Source organism: Marinicrinis sediminis (genome assembly GCF_042685085.1).
Lineage (GTDB): Bacteria > Bacillota > Bacilli > Paenibacillales > KCTC-33676 > Marinicrinis > Marinicrinis sediminis.
Genome location: NZ_JBHUMM010000001.1, coordinates 190,663 through 209,297 on the forward strand (window position 1 = coordinate 190,663; position 18,635 = coordinate 209,297).

Here is an 18,635-nt window from a genome sequence, read left to right on the forward strand (position 1 = left end):
CCTCAATGCTCATTCCTGGTATCCGCTTGATACGGTCCTCACAAACCTTGCTCAATCGATGTCCAGTTCCGTAAATGCCTCTGTCAAACGATCGTAACTATGCTGCAATTGCTCGATCCACTGATCGCCGTATTTTTCCAATAACAAGCGGGTGTCTGCGGCCGACTGCAGGGCGTCCCTCATCACCGTCATGCGCTCGATTGCTTCATCGGTCGCCGTACGGAGACGGTCAAGCGCCAGAGTTGGCACTTCCTGCGCCACATGATGGAAGAAGTCGGACAGGAAATGAAACTTGTATTTCCAGTCATTCGCCATAATCTCCATGTGCCGCACCAGGGTGGCATGATGTGCGGGCTCGTGTCTGAACATGGAAATGGTGTCCTTGAAGGAAAGGATGGCCCCCAGTCCAAGCGAAACTTCACAATCCAACTCACCCAGCTTCTGCTTCAAGTGTGCAGACTCCACATACATCTGTTTGTACGAACGGAGCAAATCCAAACCGAGCTCGGCATTGGAGAAGGTTTGGAAATCCTCCCACCCGATATCCAGTACGGTCATAGAAGGCGTGTAATGGAGAGCAGGATGGCCCGCAACAAATGAAATAGCGGGCAGTCCGATCATCGACAATTTGAAATCTTCCTTGTCGATACCGCCGAAGTAATTGAAGTTGCTGTCATAGACCATCATGTCCTTTTCCCGTTCATCGACAAGCAAGTAAATATGTCCAGTCGTCTCGGAATGATCGCCAGAGTCTTTTCGCTTCTCATCCATCGCGTCCAGATATGCCAGCCATTTGTCCGGATCTGACTTATAATCCTGCGTATATTTCAGAAAATACGTCGTGCTGAACAATGCTGGAACCTTACCTGCCTGGAGCATGTCCCTGCAATACGCAATCTCTTCCTCTACGGTCTCAAAAGTGAGCATCTGCGCCCGCATCCGGAAAAACTCGTGGATCTTCTTCATACCCAGCAGTTCTCCGTACGGATAGTTGACAAATTTCATGCGCTGGTCACTTTCTCCGGCGGGAAACGCATACCCGAGCAAACCTGTACCCTCGATAATCGGCAAATAGCTGTACGGAATGGTACTGTTCGTTTCATAGTTCAGCTTTTGACGAAGGGCCCCGAGGTAACACGGGAAATAATAAGGCAAATCTTCACTTGGCTGAAAGGTCAGATTATAGCGGCGGGCTTCCCGCAAGCGCTGTTCCTCCAACTCTTCCTCTGACAGCATCTGATCCCAGCCCTTGTAAGCAGACAGGGAGGCAAAGGTCGGATGCTGAACGAGGTCGCGATAGGCCAGATCCATTTCCTGCTCTGTCGCGAGCGATACCGTCCGCACGACCTTCAGGGAGTCACCGCCCAGTTCGAAAAAGTGATCCTCTCTACCCACACGCGCGACACCGAGCACTTCACGCCATATGTCCGCCAGTTTCTCTTCCATCGGCGTTTGGGGCGCAATATATGCCCTGGATTCAGTTCGATCCGGCTCTGGCAATGCCCTGCGATCCACTTTGCCATTGACTGTGATTGGAATGGATGCGATTTCCACAAACGCCGAAGGCACCATGTACGATGGCAGCACCTCAGAGGCCGCATTGCGAAGCTCCCGATTTGTTACGACTGCGCCGTCCGGTTCGCGCACATAGTATGCGCACAGATACAGCTCTCCCGCGGCATCCTTTCTCGCCATCACATGCACCCATTTCAGCGCCTTATGCTGCATCAGCTTGCTTTGAATTTCTCCCAGCTCAATCCGGTAGCCGCGCAGCTTCACCTGATCATCCATTCGGCCCATATGTTCCAGTTCGCCACTTGCAAGCCACCTTGCCCTGTCACCGGTGCGATATAGCCGCTGGCCCTCCTGGAACGGATGTATCACAAAACGCTCTGCTGTCAAGTCGGGCTGACCGACATAACCCCTGGCCAGTCCGTCACCGGAAATACATAGCTCTCCCGCAACTCCGACGGGTTGAGGCTGCAAGTGCTCATCCATAATATAAATTTGGGTATTGCCGATCGGACGACCGATTGTCATCTTTTCTTCCGCACCAAGCTTCTTGACGGTAGACCAGACCGTCGTTTCCGTCGGTCCATACACATTGTAGAGAGCCGTCTGTGCAGGTACTGTCTCTCTCAGTTGTGCATGCAGCCGCTCCGGCAGTGCTTCGCCACCGATCAGAATCGTTTGCAAGCCGGACAGATCCCTATTCCCTCTCGATGACGCTTCGTCCGGATGGTTCGCTTCTACCGCAAGCCTGTCCTCGTATCCCTCTCCCAACATAAACTGGAGTCGGCTCGGTGTGGCCTGCAATACTTCGATTTGTTGCTGAACGAGACGGGCACGCAGTAATTCAGGGTCTTGCTGCTCGGCCTCCGAGAACAGGACGACATGCAGTCCGCTGCTTAACGCAAGCAAGGTTTCCAGGACGAAAATATCAAAGGAGACCGTCGTTAAAGCTGCGATACGCTGACCCGGTACAAAATCAATCTCATCTCGCATGGCGTGAATAAAGTTCACTACCGCTGCATGCTCGATCATGACCCCTTTCGGCTGCCCTGTCGATCCGGAGGTATAGATCACATATGCTAACTGATCAGCACGTGAATCTGTTTCCCCTAGAGCGGTGGCACGTCCGGCTGCTGCTTCCATGCGGGCACGACCTGCTTCGGACAAGGCCAGCCACGCATGCTCTTCCTCGGCATCCCTGTTCATGTTCACATTCAAGATGCGTCCTGCAAATTGGGCCGGGACGGCTTCGGGATCATCGGTCAGAACCATCTGCGCCTCACTGTGCTCCAGCATATAGGCAATGCGTTCCTCAGGAAAAGCCGGATCGACCGGTACATAAGCGCCTCCGGCCTTCAGGACCGCCAGCATCCCCGCCACCAGTTCCGACGAACGGGTCAAGATCAGGCCCACTCTCTGCTCGGCTTCCAATCCGTGCCCCAGCATCCAGTTCGAGAGCTGCTCCATTCGCTGCTGAAGCTCACGATACGTCCAGACTTGATCCTGCGAAGTGATCGCCGGCTCTTCCGGTGTGAGAGCCACCTGTGCCTCAAACAGTTCATGAATACGCAGGTGAAGCGGGTAAGACTTCACCGTATCATTGAAGTGGTGCAACACCTGCTGCGCCTCCTCGTCTTGCAACAGCTGCAAGGTGGAAAGCGCCTCCTGCGGTCTGCCCACCATATGTTCCAGCACCCGTTCAAAATGATGCATCATCCGTTCCATCGTCTGAACCGTAAACAACGACTGGGCGTATTCTGCCGTCACATGCAGTCCCGTTTCCGTTTCTTCAGCAATGAAATGCAGATCCACTTTGGCAACCGCATAGCTGGAATCCAGTGGCTGCACATTCAATACCTCACTATCAAATGAAGCCCGCTCCACATTATGCATCGTAAACATGGCATCAAATAACGGGTTTCGACTGAGATCCCGCTCCAAACTAAGCTTGTCCACAAGGGTTTCAAATGGGTAGTCCTGATGTTCATAAGCTTCCAGAGCCAGCTGTCGCACCTCGCTCAGAAAAGCCTGTGGCGATTTATCTCCTTCCGGGTTCACACGCAGGGCCAAGGTATTGACAAACATCCCCACCACCGAGTCCGTCCCCGGATAAGCACGTCCCGCAATCGGCGAGCCGATCACGACATCCGACTGACCTGTATACTTCGACAATAACACTGCGTAACCCGCAAGCAACAGCATGAACATCGTCGTCCCGGTCTCTTGCGCAAGCTGGTGGAGCCTGTTGGTCAGCTCCGGATTCAGCTCACGGCGCAAATGGGCTCCTTCATATTGCTGCATGACAGGTCGCGTCATGTCGGTAGGCAGCTGCAAGACAGGCAGCTCTCCGGCAAAACGGTTCAGCCAGTAGTCCTCATGTCCGCGCATGCTTTCCTGCCACTCTGATTGTTGCTGCCATACCGCGACATCTGTATACTGCAAACCTGGCTCAGGCAACGCTGTGCCTTCGTACAAGGCCAGCAGTTCACGAACGAGCAACTGAACCGAGACCCCGTCCGAGATAATATGGTGCATATCGAGCAGAAGCAACGCTTCCTCTTCTGATTCGATACGTATTCCCACTCGCATTAACGGTGCCTGCTGGAAGTTGAACGGACGAATGAAGGAACGCAATACGCTTTCAGGGTCCTCTTCCGTCTGAGCAATCTGCTCGATGTCAAACGATACCTGACTGTGAACCTGCTGCACGGGATGTCCGTCGATCATGTTGAAAGAAGTGCGAAGTGCCGCATGACGATCCATCAGCTGTTGAAACGCAAGGCGCAAACGCCCAATATCCGGTTTCCCCACCATACGCAGCATAAGCGGCATATGATAGCCGACGGAATTGCGATCCAGTTCATAGAGTACATACAATCGGCGCTGGGCCGAAGTTAACGGGTAATGGTCCTGCTCCGGTGCACGTGGAATCTGTACCACCTGCACCTGCTCGGCCTGTTCCTCTATCCACCTTGCCACATCTTCAATGGTAGCGAGCTGAAAAAATGTGCGCAGTGTCAATCGGACGCCAAATGCCTGGTTAATCCGGGAGACAAGCGTCGTCGCTGTCAAGGAATGACCGCCCAGTTCGAAGAAATCATCCTGTACGCCGATCTCTTCCAGCTTCAGCACCTCTTGCCAGAGTACGCTTAATTGCTGCTCCCGCTCATTGCGAGGCGCCAGATAATGACTGGAAGCGGAGCGATCTGCCAGCGGGTCCGGCAAGGCCTTTCGATCCAGCTTGCCGTTTGGTGTCACAGGCACCTTGTCCAGCTCAACATAATAGGCTGGCACCATATAGGAAGGCAACTGTTCGCTAAGGTATGTCCGCAGCTCCTGTCCATCCAGACGGGACGTTTCCTTGATATAATACGCACACAGTACCTTGTGTCCGCTCGCATCCTCCCGATCTGTCACAAGCGCCCACTGAATGGCTGCATGTTGCATCAACTGAGCCTGAATCTCCCCCAGTTCGACGCGATAACCGCGAATCTTCACCTGATGGTCAATCCGCCCCAGAAATTCAATATTTCCGTCTGCGCGCCATCTGGCCAAATCACCCGTACGATACATAACAGGCTGGACAGCTTTTCTCTGCATAGAAGCATCAGATGATCCAGATGAATCAGTTGACAACGAAACCGTTTTCTGTGCAAACGGATCGAAAACAAATCGCTGTGCGCTCAGCAATGGGTCGGTATAACCGCTCGCCAGACACTCCCCGCCAATATACAATTCTCCCGGTATGCCCGGCGGACATGGTTCCATACGGGAGTTTAAAATGTAGTATCGCGCGTTCTGAATCGGCTTGCCATACGGGATACTAACCCATTCAGGTTGAACCTGATCCACCACATAATAGTTCGACCATACTGTCGCTTCCGTTGCCCCGCCAAGTGCGACAAACTGAACGTTCGGGAAGGCGGATGTCATCACTGCTGGCAGAGTGAGCGGAATCCAGTCTCCACTCAGGAATACGAGCCGAAGCCGAGTATGCTGGTGCGCCTGTTGCATATGCGCCTGCTGTTCTTCGATGAACGGAACGAGCTGTTGAAGCGCAGCCGGCGCTGAATTCCAGAACGTAACCGGCTCTGAAGCGATAATCCGCAGCAACTGTTCCGGATTGCGAATCTCATCCTCCTGAGCCAGATAGAGCGAGCCCCCGTAAGAGAGCAAGCCAAATATATCGAAGACAGAGAGGTCAAAGCAGAGTGAAGTCATAAAGAGACCGCAATCCGCCTGATCGAACTGAAACGTCTTCTCTGCCCATTCCAGCAGATTGGTCACCGGACGATGCCGAACCACGACCCCTTTGGGCTTGCCGGTAGAACCGGATGTGAAGATGACATAAGCGGTATCTTCGGCAACAGATGGACAAGCTGGCGAACGGGTTGACTTCGCAGCAGCATGCCACTCGGTAAACAGACGAAGTTTCGGCGACTGTCCACTAGGCAGCTCTTGACTTTTCTTCAGGATCACATCGAAGCGGTATTTCAATTCATTGGAGAAAGCATCTCCTCGAACGTAGCTGGCTTCCACGCGCAATGAACCACATTGCAAACACAGGTCTTGCAGCTGCTGTTCATGTATATACAGCTCCTCATCCAGATTCTGCTTGATTCTGGCCTGTTCCGGATTGGCGCGGGCAAATGCCTGCAGAGAGGATGCGTAGTCTTGCTTTTGCTGAAGATCCAGCAAATCGGCCAGTACGATATGACCATCCGGTTTGAGCAGCGTTTGCAGCTTGTCCAGCAAATGCTGGAAATAATGCATACCCGGGAAAAACTGCACGGTACTTGCAATCACGATCAGATCCAGACTGGCTGGTGGCAAATCCGGCAATTCGTGTGCGAACCCCTGCACCCATTCAATCGTTCCCATTTGTCCTGAATGGGTCTCTTTGATCAACACTTCCTGTTCCCGATTGCGTTGCAGCGTCCGCTCAGACGGATCCATCGCCCATACCTTTGCCGCTTGTTCCGCGAGAGGGAACGTAATCAGCCCCGAGCCACAGCCGATCTCCAGCACGGATGCCTGATGATGTATGTAAGGAGAGATCTTCTTCATCACATAAGACTGATACTGATCGACCTCGGATTCGGTAAAAGGTTCACCCGTATAACTGCTCTGAAAACCACCCGCACTGACCCGGTCGGAAGCCCGTTCCGCCAAATGATCCCATAGCTGCCTGACAGCGGTCTGGTCCATCGTTTCAGCACCCGGAAGCTCCGTTTCTACATCCATGTAGCAGACGCCTTTCAAGCTGTCGCACGTATAATAGATGGATTGAAAAGGGGACTCCAGACACGACTTCGTCATGATCCATGCAACTTGCACGTCCTGAATGATCGTTTCGATCCGATTTTTCGGGAAGGTTGGCTCCATCGGAACGTAAGCCCCGCCAGCTTTCAGCACGGCCAGCACGCTCACCAGCATCTCCGGTGTCCGATCGAGCAATATTCCAACATGATCACCGGCTTGCAATCCCGATTCCTGCAGCAAATGCGCCCATCGATTGGCCCGCTCATTCAGCTCACGGTATGAAATCTCTCCCCCTCGATAACGAATGGCGATTTGCTCTGGCTGCGTCAGGGCCTGTTTTTCAAATCTGTCCTGCATGAGCGCCTGTCGGTCATAAGGGGCAACTGTGGCATTTTGTTCCTCCAACCATGCATCAAGCGCCATCTGGTCGATATAGTTCATCCCGGCCAGCGACGTGTCTTTGCCCTGTTCCAAATCGGCCGCCGCCTGTGTGAGCAGGAGCAGATAGCTGTCCATATACCCGCGAATCGTAGGCAAGTCAAAGCGCTTGCCATTATATTGAATGACGAGAGTTAGGCCCCCTTCTTCCCTGAGCAGGTCACAGCTTAGATCATAGGACTCCGCGTCCAGCAGCTTTTTCATCCGATCCTCGCCATGTAAGCTGGACATGCCAAACAACGTACTCCCCATGAGTTCGTCCACATGTCCAAATCCCAGCGACTTCGCAATCTCTTCCCAATTTGCAAATGGGTGCTTCCAGTCTTCCTTTAACTGCCTGCCTACGGTTCCCAGCCAGCTTTTGAAGGAATCGCTCCCGGACAGCTTCATGGAGACTGGCAATACAGAGCTGAATGACCCCGAGACCGATTCATTGACTGACAGCACGGGAACCGAAACGGTTACCTGCTCCTGATCCGTATATTTGTATAAGAGTAGCTGATAAGCTGCAAAAGCATAGACGAACAAGGAAGCGTCTTTTCCTTTGCACACCCTCATCAGTGAGCTTGCAAGCGTTGGAGGGAGTTCGACTCGTAACTCCTGTCTATCAAAACCACTTTGTCTCCGATATGCTGCCGGCAAGCTTGCTTTCTCTTCGTGTGTAATTCTGGAATGCCAATACGATTGAGATTCCTGAACAATTTCCATGGTCAGCACATTTCGATCCATGAGATGGATGCCTCCTGTCTATAATTGATTCCATTCAGCATGCGTATGATGCTGTTCGACAATTTAAAATTGTCTGAAAAATCACCTTCCTTTAAGCCCTCTTTAGCTAGGGACTTAGCATTCATGGAACACATATAGATATATTTAGATTATCACAGGTCGGTTGTAATATATTGATAGATTATGTCGAAAAAATTTGCTTTACAAAAAGATTAATGGCATTGACAAATTGTTGGAAACATAAAAAGGGAGCCACAACCGGGCTCCCTTCATACAAGGTGGATCATTTATCTCGAATGATGATCATTAAAAAGTTTCCTTGATCACGATTTGATCGAGCGGGAAACGGCCAGTGGCATGTGCAGGCTCAGCGGCCTTGCCCAAAGTCAGCATCATCACCGGCGTATAGCGATCCGGGATATTCAGTTCCTTCATGATCTGAACACGATCAAATCCGCCCATTGGGCAAGTGTCATACCCTTTGGATTTTGCAGCAAGCATCAGTTGCATCGCTGCCAGGGAACCATTGCGGTTCGCCTCATCCATTGGAATTTGCGGATCTCCTGCGTAGGCACCGTTAATGTTGCCCAGCAATGTGTCATACGCTTCCTGGGACATGTAGCCCGCTTCAACTGCTGGGCCGAAGACCGCTTCTGCGGATTTGTTCGCTTCCAGGTCACCGAGGATAATGATCGTCGCGGAACTGTCTGCCACTTGCTGCTGATTAAAAGCAATCGGGAGCAAACGATCCTTGATCTCCTGCTTCGTCACTACGAGGAAACGCCAATGTTGCAAGTTCCAGGAAGACGGCGCTGCCGCTCCCAATGTCAGAATCTCGTCCAGTACCTCCTGCGGAATAACATGACCTTTCTCGTATTTGCGAACGGAATGACGACTGTGAATCGCTTCTTCCAAGCTCATGCCTGTCTGTGCTTGTGTCATCTTACCTCTTCCTTTCCAGTGGTTTCTCCCACGTTCTTCTAATTTGGTATGATTACTAGACGTAACCAAGGTACAAAATGTACCCTACATGTATTATACAAAAAGTAAGTGCTCATTCCAAGCGGTAGTTTTAAGCAACCACTTTAACCCTAATTAACCCTAACCTTACACACGCTAGTGTGTGCTGAAACACAGCCAAACATGCAGGTTCCAGTTGTCAGGTACTCTCAGGTACGCTTAGGTACTCTCTCGTTCCACCAGTTCGACGGGCAAGATGTTCTTCTGTTCCACCGATTCTCCATTCATTTGCCTGATCAGCGTCCGTACGGCCTGTTCTCCCATCTCCTGAATCGGTTGTCGGATGGTAGACAATCCAGGACTCATCCAGGAAGCATGACCGACATCGTCATAACCGACAACCCGGAGCTGATCCGGTACGGAGATGCCAGACTGCATACACCATTTGACTACAAGTCCAGCCATCATGTCACTGGTTGCAAACACCCCGTCTAAATCAGGATGCTGGGTAAACATATCCGCAATGATACTGGCATAGCTACTCTGATCAAAAGCATCCAAATCCGTTTGAAAGACGACATACTCCGTATCATGCTGCTCACACACACGCTGAAAGCCGGTTGTACGATGGTTGGACAACATATGGAGGTGCAGATTGCCGCAAATATGTCCGATCTTTTTGCACCCACGATCGATCAGCAGCTGGGCCGCCAGTTCTCCCCCTCTTTCATTATCTGACGCGACAAAGGGATGTTCGGCTACTTCGCGATCTATCGTGATGATCGGATACTGGATGTCCTTGTAAGCGTCCACGTCCAGCGTATGACTGCCCACAATCATGCCATCTACCCGGTGTCGTCTCATCATCTCTACATATTCTTTCTCCTTCACAGGATCGAGCTGTGAATTGCAAAGCAACAGCTTGAATCCCTGCTGATACGCATCATGCTCTACGGCACTGGCAAACTCACCGAAAAAAGGGTGTGAGACACTCGGAACAATCAGGCCGATCACATGGGATCGTTTGCGAAGCAGGGATCTGGCAATTTCATTGGGGTGGTAATTCAGTTCCTCCATCACCTGATACACTTTCTGCCTCGTCTGCTCGCTAATATATCCGCGATTGTTTAATACACGAGAAATCGTCGTGACAGACAGACCTGCCTTTTTTGCTACATCATGAATGGTTGCCATCGTACACCTCGTTCTTTGCTGACTTCATCGGCTGGTTTTCGCACTTATGAAGCGGATATAATCATGATTCATCCTGTTCAGTCAAGTTTGAAGCTTATCATATCATCACGCTTCATCAGGAGCAATAAAAAGCCAGGTGAATCGATCACCTGGCTGACTGTACGACTCATGTTATCCTTCTCGAGGATGTCCACCATACTATTGCCTGTCCTACAGGTTGTAGCGAACCCATTCCCCTTGCTCATCGACATAATCGATCACCGCACGTCCGGTTTGCAAAGTGACGCTTAATTCACAGCGCGCCTGATCCTTTTGCCAGGATAAACGCACTTCGTTATCTGGCCCATCCAGGACGGTGAAGGTGCCGTTAAAGGCGTCGTACTCATTACGGAAGCGGATGAGCTTGAGTAGACGCTGAACCACCTCTTTGCCGAGAGATTCCTCAATCTCCTCCATCGTATAATTGTGGCGATTGATTTCTCGTCCCTCTCCCGTTTCCTGTACCTTCTCCACATCATTTTCTCCAGCCAGCAAACCGACATAATACACTTGTGGCACACCTGGGGTGAAGAATTGAATTGCCCTTGCAGCCAGGTAGGCATCGTCATCCCGATTCAGCACCGAGTAGAATGAGCATCGAATTTGGTGCACATCGAATCCATCGGGTGCTTTATGTTCATCTGACATGATCAGGCTCAGATTCGATCCCCTCTCCATACACACATCCACTAGCTTTCTCGCTTCCTTTGTATCAATAAGATCATCCAGATCCGGCTTGACCGGGATACCGTCATGGCAATCCAGCATCGTAAACTGATTGGAAGGACGATGCTTCAAATATTGAGTCAACGCTGCGCTCGATTGATTGATCATCGTGTCCAATATGCGATACGGCAAGATGAAGTCATAGATCCAGAACCCCCGCTCTGCCAGCTTATATTGAATCGTATGATGCGCATGCACTTCCGGCAGCAGCTCGATATCCATACTGGTGGCCAGTTCCATGATCCAATCCAGGAATGTGTAGATGTCCGGTTCAACGAAAAAACAACTTGTGCCAAGCTTTTTTATTACGTAGCCAACCGCATCCAATCTTACAATCTTCACATGGTGATCTTTGAAGTTTTGGAAAAATTGCGTGAACAATTCCTTTACTTTCTCGGAGTGGATATCGAGATCGATTTGCTCAGACGGGTCCGTCTTGCCGAAGGTCGTCCATACCTTTTCTTCCTCGCCACTGTTCGCAATGTGAAAAGTAGAATACGGCAATGGTCTGCGCAAAAACATTTGGTCTATATCCGCCTGAACCGGCTTGCCATCCTCCCAGATTTTATCCAGTGTTATGAAATAATCCGCATAGGCTGAGTCCCGACCGTTTTTCAAAAAGTCCTGAAAGTAGGCAGACTGTCTGGAAATATGATTAACCATCAGATCTACCAGGACATCAAATTTCTCCCCGATGGCCTTCATATCTTCCCACGTTCCGAATTCAGGCTCAATTTCCAGATAGGTCAAGGGTGCAAATCCGCGGTCACCGGAGGAAGGGAATGGCGGCAGAATATGGACGCCGCCTTTGAAAATATCTGTGAAATGGGTATTGAGTACGTCTTGCAGCGCTTTCAGATTACCACCCAAGGAATCTGGGTACGTAATTAGCTGCACCTGATTTTTAACGGCCATGTTGTGTTTCCTCCCTGTTATGGATTGATGTGATAGAGGTGTTGAATCGTTTGGTAATGGGGCAAGTCTACGACCGCTCCTGTATATTTCAGCTTGTAGGCACTTACGGCAAATCCCAGCTGCAAGGCTTCGCGAATCGTCTGCCCTGTCGTGATCCCGGTATAGAACCCTGACCAGAAAGCATCCCCGGCTCCAGTCGTATCCACTACCTCTGTGGCCAAGGTTTCAAACCTTTCTGTTTCCTGACCATTTGAGACGAGAGCGCCTTCTCTGCCCAGCGTCATAATCACCAGCTTTGCACCTAACGCCAGAAACTTTCGAACCTGATTTTCCGGTGTGTCTGGCCCAAACAAGCGCTCCGCGTCATCTTCGGAAGGCTTTACGATGTCCGCTTTGCCAATCATCGACTTGACATACTCGATCCCATTTTCACCGCGCTGCCAGATCATCGGATGATAATTCGGATCAAAGCAAACCAGTGCCTGCTGTTGCCGTGCGGCTTCCAGCATCTGTTCGATCGTGTGACGAGCAGGCTGCATGGATATCGGCCAGCACGAAAAATGAACAATCTTCGCATTCGCAATGGCTGCGGACAAGGATGGTGTGAACGCGAGATAATAGTCCGCTCCCCGATAAAAAATCGGAACAGGGGAATCCTGACTCTTGGTGACGAGCACCATACTGGTCGCATGATCCACCTGTTGTACGCAGCTTGTATCGATGCCTGCCTCCTGCAAATGTTGAATGAGAAACGTGCCCAGTCCATCCTCCCCGACAGCGGAAGCCACCATCGACTGAATACCGAGTTTCTTCACATTCATGGCAATATTAGAGGGTGAGCCCCCAAAGCATTTTTGATATAGACTAGATTCAAAATTATCCTCATAATCGGCTGAGATCAGATCGATCAACAGTTCCCCGACGGTTAACAGATCAAGGGGTTTGTCCTGAAATGCAATGCGATTGTCCAAACGATACATCGTCTTTTCCTCCATCTCCTGTGCGCTGTCCTGTATCGAAATGCTGATTGAATATAGGTTGATTATATATGTCAAACGATTGACATGTCAATCGTTTGACATAAGAAGTATATAGGTATCTATTGAACGTCTGCAATTTCGCAAAATAGCTTTATAAATACCAGTGCTTCATGAACAGATTCTATTTGAGTTTTCCATGGTTTGTTGAAAAGAATACCTTTCAATCAGATGATTTACACACAAAATGAATCGGCCAAGTATCAAGCGTGTGGAAGACATCAGTTTACGGGAATAAGGTGAAGCATACCACCCTTTGAATTGAAGTCGATTTTTGCGATATTTCGATGCCTGCCCATTGGTAAAGCTGCTGAACGAAAATTTCCAGTATGAATCTGAACCCCAAGGCGATAACCTCCTCATCAGAGAGCTGAACAGTTGTTCAGACAAATGGGATTGGCTATCCCGAATATGTACACACTTTCTACATCTAGTAAATCATACCATAATCACAACTCGTTCGAGCAATGGAGGACATCACATGTGCATCCGTGTTACGGTATCCACATGTACCTGGAGGGATCATGGATGGGGACAGCACCCGATCAACTATGCAAGACATTTACACAAATCATTGGCATTGGAGCTGTCGAGCCGCTTGCAGGGGCATGTGAAACGGCAGCACTTCGTTCTTTTCCACTCCGTATTCAGGGCGTGAGCGCCGATTTGTTAATTGCGAAAGGACTCGGTTTTTCCTTTCAGTTTCCTCTTGACCGCCAGGGAAAGGCCTTATGTATTGGACAAATCAATGTACGACAGCAGGAGCTTCAGCGAGTGATACGAAGTTTGACCCGTTATCCGGACATTCAGATTGCCTCTACGCCCCAGCTTTTTTTGAGCAGCAGGCCGCGGGTCGTTTCGATAAATATACAGGCTTTGACCAAGCCCTTACGCTTTGCCCGTATCATTCGCCAAGTGCTGACCGAAACGCGAATCCGCACAACTCCTGTTCGATTTCAGACCGGGAATCAGGTATGCAAACAGATTGCGACTACGATTCGTAGCAACGCCCAGGCGTTTCAGGTGAACGGAAGCTGCATCCCCCGTATCCAGCGCACCAGACCTTCCTTCATCCTTGGAAGACGAAACAACAGTTTTAATAATTTTGAATATGCCATTACACCTACTATCCATGGAAAGCCGCGTAGCTACGGAAAATCCCTTTGCCTCGCAAGGTTATGGGTGTTTCAGCATGAAATCCAAACCGTCGTCTCGCGAATTCGAAAGGAACAATTGCAACTGGGCAATGTCTCTGCCAATTTTCTATTCTCGACTCCCCGTTCTTACTATATTACTTACCAAACGATCGACGACCCTATTCGGTTTGCCCGTAAGTCCGCCCGTATCATACAAGGTTTACATGGATAAACATGGATTATCGTTCAAGAACAAAAACACCTCGCACAACGTCTCTTTCTGAATGAAAGAATCGCTTCGTGAACGAGGTGTTTGATCAGGTCTATATCATCAGACATGGATGTTACGCCATATAGCCGCCCTTCATGGCAGATACGGCCAGTTTTGTATAAATCCCCATGGCACCCGTTGTATACTTGGCGGGAACGGGCTTCCATGCTCGTTTGCGCGCTTCGAGGATGTTGCGAATCTCTTGATCAGGCAATGACTGGTTCGCGATACCCACAATCTCCATGCGCTTCTTCGCAATATCAATGGCAATCAAATCTCCATCTTCAACCAGTGCGATCGGACCGCCTTCGGCTGCTTCAGGAGAAACGTGACCAATGGCAGGCCCTCGTGTTGCGCCTGAAAATCGGCCGTCTGTAATGAGCGCCACGGTCGAGGACAGCTCTTCATCAGAAGCCAGAGCCTCCGTCGTATAGAACATCTCCGGCATCCCGCTGCCTTTAGGCCCTTCATACCGGATGATCACGGCATCTCCAGGGATGATTTCCTTCGTAATAACCGCCTGGAGGGCATCTTCCTCTCTGTCAAATACTCGTGCACGCAGCGTGACTTGCCACATGTCGGGGTGAATGGCTGAATGCTTGATCACCGCCCCATCTGGTGCAAGATTGCCTTTCAGAATAGATAGCGAGCCCTTCTCGTGAATCGGGTGACGAGCAGATCTGATAATTTCCTGCTTCTTGATCTTATGTTCCAGATTTCTGTCAATGTCTATATCTTGCCGCCTGTTCATGGCTTGCAGGTTTTCCCCTAGCGTGGCTCCGGTCACGGTCATGGCATCCAAATGCAAATAATCCTTGATTTCTTCCATGATGGCAGGCACCCCGCCTGCTTGCCAAATATAGCTCGCAGGGTAATGCCCGCTTGGTTGAACGTTGAGAATAAAGGGCACTTTTTCATGAATACGGTCAAAATCTTCCGCCTGCAAGTCTATGCCCAGCTCATGGGCAATCGTCATCAAGTGCAGCACCGCGTTGGTGGAACCTCCGATCGCAGCATGTACCGCGATGGCATTTTCGAATGCCTGCTTCGTCAATATTTTCTTCGGGGTCAGATCTTGCTTGACAGCTTCCACGATCTGTTCACCGGCTTGTTGACTGATTTTCAAATACACGGCGTCTGTAGCCGGTATCAGGGCCGTACCGGGTAAGGCAAGGCCTAACGCTTCAGCCATGACTTGCATCGTCGAGGCCGTGCCCATAAAGGAACACGCGCCACATGTCGGACAGGCCTGATGCTTGTAAGACTCCAGCTCTTCGGTCGTAATCTCTCCGCGCTGCTCCATCGCACTGTACATGCCGATTTGCTCCAGTGTGAGCATATTGGGTCCCGCCTCCATCACCCCGCCCGGAATGAGCAGGGAAGGCGTATTTAGACGGGCGATCGCTTTCAGAAAGGCGGGAATGCCTTTGTCACAACTGGCGATGAATACCACGCCATCAAAGGGAGTGGCTCTGATGTGCGTTTCCACCATATTGCAGATATACTCTCTGGATGGCAGCGAGTAGTTCATGCCATCATGGCCTTGTGCCTTGCCGTCACAAATATCCGTGACGTAATATTTGGCCGCTTTTGCCTCAGGGCCATTGATATGATGTTCCACTTCTTTTACGATCGTATGGAGATGAACACTGCCAGGATGACTGTCCCCGTACGTACTCTCGATGGCAATTTGCATTTTGGACAAGTCCTCTTTTTTCCATCCTGTTCCCAATTGCAGAGAATCCAGTTCTGGTGCCTGCTTTCGAATCGCTTGACTGATTAACATCCGTATTCCTCCTCATGTTAGTTGAAGTACAAGTGCCTCATACGGTCTCAAAACGATCGTTTCTCCTTCAAGTTGTGGAGCTGAATAATTCCCGATGATCGGGGCTGCACCCTGCAGCGTATGGACTTCATCGAGCGCAAGGGAATAGGTGTCATCCTGGAAATTACACAGCACGAGCAGCGTATCGGTTTCAAACGTTCGCGTATACGCATACACACCCTCATGCTCGGCGAGCAGCAGCTGATACTTTCCATAAACCATCACATCGGATACGGGACTGTCTTTTCGCAATTGAATCAGCGATTTGTAGTAATGAAAAACGGATTCTGGATCTTCCAACTGCGCTTTTACATTAATCGCCTTGTAATTGGGATTCACCTTGAGCCAGGTTTGCTCCGCCTTAGAAAACCCGCCATGCCCGGTATCATCCCACTGCATCGGAGTCCGAGCGTTGTCCCTTCCTTTTGCCCAGATCGCGCGCATCAGTTCATCGTGTGATACGCCTTTGGCCCTTCTTTCCTTGTACATGTTCAATAGTTCAATATCCTGATACTCATCCAGGGATTCAAATTGCACATTGGTCATCCCGATCTCTTCACCCTGATACACATAAGGCGTCCCCTGCATGAAATGCAAGCAGGTTCCGAGCATCTTGGCACTTAATTCACGATACGGCTCGCGATCATCCCCGAACCGGGATACTGCCCTTGGCTGATCATGATTTGACCAGTACAGACTGTTCCAGCCGATTCCATACAATCCGTCCTGCCAGTGCGACATAATGCGCTTGAGCGCGAGGAAATCGACCGGCTTGACCTCCCATTTCCCAACCGGATAAGGCCCTGCATCTACCGCCATATGGTCGAACTGAAAGACCATATCCAGCTCTTTTCTTGCTGGATTCGTATACAGCCTGGCATTCTCTACCGTCACTCCGCTCGTCTCACCGACGGTCACAATCTCCTTGCCCTCATAGACCGCCGCCACTTCTCTCAGAAATTCGTGAATGCGAGGCCCATCCAAATAATAAGGTCTGCCTAGCGCATACTCCCCTTCCGGTACGTTCGGCACATCCGGGAACCGCTGATCCTTGGACAATTTATTAATGACATCCATGCGGAAGCCCTTTACACCCTTCTCGATCCAAAAACGGATGACATCCTGCATTTCTTTTCTAACCTTCGGGTGTTCCCAGTTCAGATCCGGCTGTTTCTTCGAATACAAGTGCAGGTAATATTGCTGTCGATTCGAATCGAATTCCCAGGCTGAGCCGCTGAAATAGGACGCCCAGTTATTCGGCTCTTTTGGGCCGGTTTCACCTTCTTTTGGGTCCCGCCAGATGTAATAGTCACTATATGGGTTGTCGGCGGACTTTCTCGACTCCACAAACCAGGGATGCTCGTCACTCGTATGGTTGATGACCAGATCCATCATGATCTGAATGTTTCGTTTCTGCGCTTCTTCAATCAAAGTCTCAAATTCCTGGATCGTGCCGAATTCCGGGGCGATTTCATAATAATCGGAAATGTCATAGCCGTTGTCATCCATCGGGGATTGATTAATGGGACACATCCAGATGATATCCACACCCAGCTCTTGCAAATAATCCAGTTTCTCGATGATCCCTCTAATGTCGCCATTGCCGTCACCGTCTGCATCATAAAAACTTTTCGGATACACTTGATAAATCACAGATTTATGCCACCACTGCTGCTCCATGAGCGCACCTCCTGAAAGTTGGGGAAATCGATTATTCACTACTGTTTCAAATCTCAAATATGTCTCAAAGTTTTTCCCTGATTTCCTGTAATGTTCTCGCTAAATGTTTTCTCATCAGCAACGCTGCCATGTCTCCATCCTTCTCTTCAAATGCTTCGATTAAACGCTGATGATCTCTGACCCCGCCTTCCGGCCCCAGCATGTCGTGGACGACCTTTTGGTGGTGAATCAACAGCTCGGTCATCAGCTTCATCACCTTCATAATCAATGGATTCTTCGACCCCTGTGCAATCGTCATGTGGAATTCAAAATCCGCTTCATAGAAAGCTTTCGGGTTATTTGGCTGGTCTTTCATTTTATGAAAGCATTGTTTCAACACAGCCAGTTCTTCATCCGTGGCCTTCTCGGCGAATTGTCTGGCCATGCCTTCTTCCACCATCATCCGGAATTCAATGATGTCGATCAAACCGTCCGTGTCGAGCATAATCATAGGCAACAGATTATTCAGATAATTGGAAGGGGCTAATTCATTGATATAGGTTCCTTCCCCTCTTTTTTTCACAAGCACTCCGAGACCGACCAGTTTTTCGATCGCTTCCCGAACCGAAACCCTGCTTACATTCAATTCCGTTGCCATATTGTTCTCAGAAGTAATCTTGGTTCCGGGCAGCCACTCCCGTGTCAAAATCTTGCCTTCAATCATCTTGTACACTTTGGAACTCGCATTTTCACTGTCCAATCTGCATCACTTCCTGTCAGCTTCCATCTTCCACTTGCATGTCTTCCTTTATTCATCTTATATGTTTCTCAACTTGTATGACAAGTGATTTACTTGCATTATAGAATCACCTGATTCTGTTGTCAACAATGCCATGAAATCGACAAAAACCACCTTCGGAACCGTGAAAAGT

General features: G+C 50.0%; 9 protein-coding genes. 1 reads left to right on the forward strand and 8 read right to left on the reverse strand.

The features are described 5' to 3' along the window. Window positions 1-51 precede the first annotated feature (51 nt). The 5 genes from ACFSUC_RS00945 to ACFSUC_RS00965 all read right to left on the reverse strand — a co-directional run bounded on the left by ACFSUC_RS00945 (window position 52) and on the right by ACFSUC_RS00965 (window position 12,755). Window positions 52-7,941: an amino acid adenylation domain-containing protein gene (locus ACFSUC_RS00945; RefSeq protein ID WP_379927507.1), complete on the reverse strand. Its 7,890-nt coding sequence runs from the start codon at window positions 7,939-7,941 to the stop codon at window positions 52-54. 306 nt (window positions 7,942-8,247) lie between these two features. Then, complete coding sequence (locus ACFSUC_RS00950) at window positions 8,248-8,883, reverse strand: nitroreductase family protein (protein ID WP_379927508.1); 636 nt, start codon at window positions 8,881-8,883, stop codon at window positions 8,248-8,250. Between the two features lie 237 nt (window positions 8,884-9,120). Next, window positions 9,121-10,095, reverse strand: a complete 975-nt coding sequence (locus tag ACFSUC_RS00955; RefSeq protein ID WP_379927509.1) for a LacI family DNA-binding transcriptional regulator — start codon at window positions 10,093-10,095, stop codon at window positions 9,121-9,123. Between the two features lie 210 nt (window positions 10,096-10,305). Beyond that, on the reverse strand, window positions 10,306-11,775 hold the full coding sequence (gene gtfA / locus ACFSUC_RS00960; RefSeq protein ID WP_379927510.1) for a sucrose phosphorylase: 1,470 nt from the start codon (window positions 11,773-11,775) through the stop codon (window positions 10,306-10,308). A 17-nt stretch (window positions 11,776-11,792) separates the two neighbouring features. Further along, entirely contained in the window at window positions 11,793-12,755 is a 963-nt protein-coding gene (locus ACFSUC_RS00965) for a carbohydrate kinase family protein (protein WP_379927511.1), read from the reverse strand. Window positions 12,756-13,340: 585 nt separating this feature from the next. On the opposite strand from ACFSUC_RS00965, the gene ACFSUC_RS00970 reads away from it, so the two are divergent. Next, window positions 13,341-14,180 carry a DUF1259 domain-containing protein gene (locus ACFSUC_RS00970; RefSeq protein WP_379927512.1) on the forward strand — a complete coding sequence of 280 codons (840 nt, stop codon included), beginning with the start codon at window positions 13,341-13,343 and terminating at the stop codon, window positions 14,178-14,180. Between the two features lie 112 nt (window positions 14,181-14,292). Here the strand turns inward: ACFSUC_RS00970 and ilvD are convergent, their stop codons facing one another. The 3 genes from ilvD to ACFSUC_RS00985 all read right to left on the reverse strand — a co-directional run bounded on the left by ilvD (window position 14,293) and on the right by ACFSUC_RS00985 (window position 18,463). Next, window positions 14,293-16,005 (reverse strand): dihydroxy-acid dehydratase, encoded by a 1,713-nt coding sequence (ilvD, locus tag ACFSUC_RS00975; protein WP_379927513.1) that lies wholly within the window; start codon window positions 16,003-16,005, stop codon window positions 14,293-14,295. A gap of 12 nt (window positions 16,006-16,017) precedes the next feature. Further along, complete coding sequence (locus ACFSUC_RS00980; RefSeq protein WP_379927514.1) at window positions 16,018-17,724, reverse strand: glycoside hydrolase family 13 protein; 1,707 nt, start codon at window positions 17,722-17,724, stop codon at window positions 16,018-16,020. A 64-nt stretch (window positions 17,725-17,788) separates the two neighbouring features. Further along, the gene (locus tag ACFSUC_RS00985) at window positions 17,789-18,463 is read right to left on the reverse strand and encodes a FadR/GntR family transcriptional regulator (RefSeq protein WP_379927515.1); all 675 of its coding nucleotides are present in this window, start codon (window positions 18,461-18,463) and stop codon (window positions 17,789-17,791) included. Between the last annotated feature and the right edge of the window lie 172 nt (window positions 18,464-18,635).

Bases quoted from the DNA above. Each gene is read 5' to 3' on its own strand.
- ACFSUC_RS00980 (WP_379927514.1), bottom strand. From the start codon at position 17,724: ATGGAGCAGCAGTGGTGGCATAAATCTGTGATTTATCAAGTGTATCCG.
- gtfA (WP_379927510.1), bottom strand. From the start codon at position 11,775: ATGGCCGTTAAAAATCAGGTGCAGCTAATTACGTACCCAGATTCCTTG.
- ACFSUC_RS00945 (WP_379927507.1), bottom strand. From the start codon at position 7,941: ATGGATCGAAATGTGCTGACCATGGAAATTGTTCAGGAATCTCAATCG.
- ACFSUC_RS00955 (WP_379927509.1), bottom strand. From the start codon at position 10,095: ATGGCAACCATTCATGATGTAGCAAAAAAGGCAGGTCTGTCTGTCACG.
- ilvD (WP_379927513.1), bottom strand. From the start codon at position 16,005: ATGTTAATCAGTCAAGCGATTCGAAAGCAGGCACCAGAACTGGATTCT.
- ACFSUC_RS00970 (WP_379927512.1), top strand. From the start codon at position 13,341: ATGGGGACAGCACCCGATCAACTATGCAAGACATTTACACAAATCATT.
- ACFSUC_RS00950 (WP_379927508.1), bottom strand. From the start codon at position 8,883: ATGACACAAGCACAGACAGGCATGAGCTTGGAAGAAGCGATTCACAGT.
- ACFSUC_RS00965 (WP_379927511.1), bottom strand. From the start codon at position 12,755: ATGTATCGTTTGGACAATCGCATTGCATTTCAGGACAAACCCCTTGAT.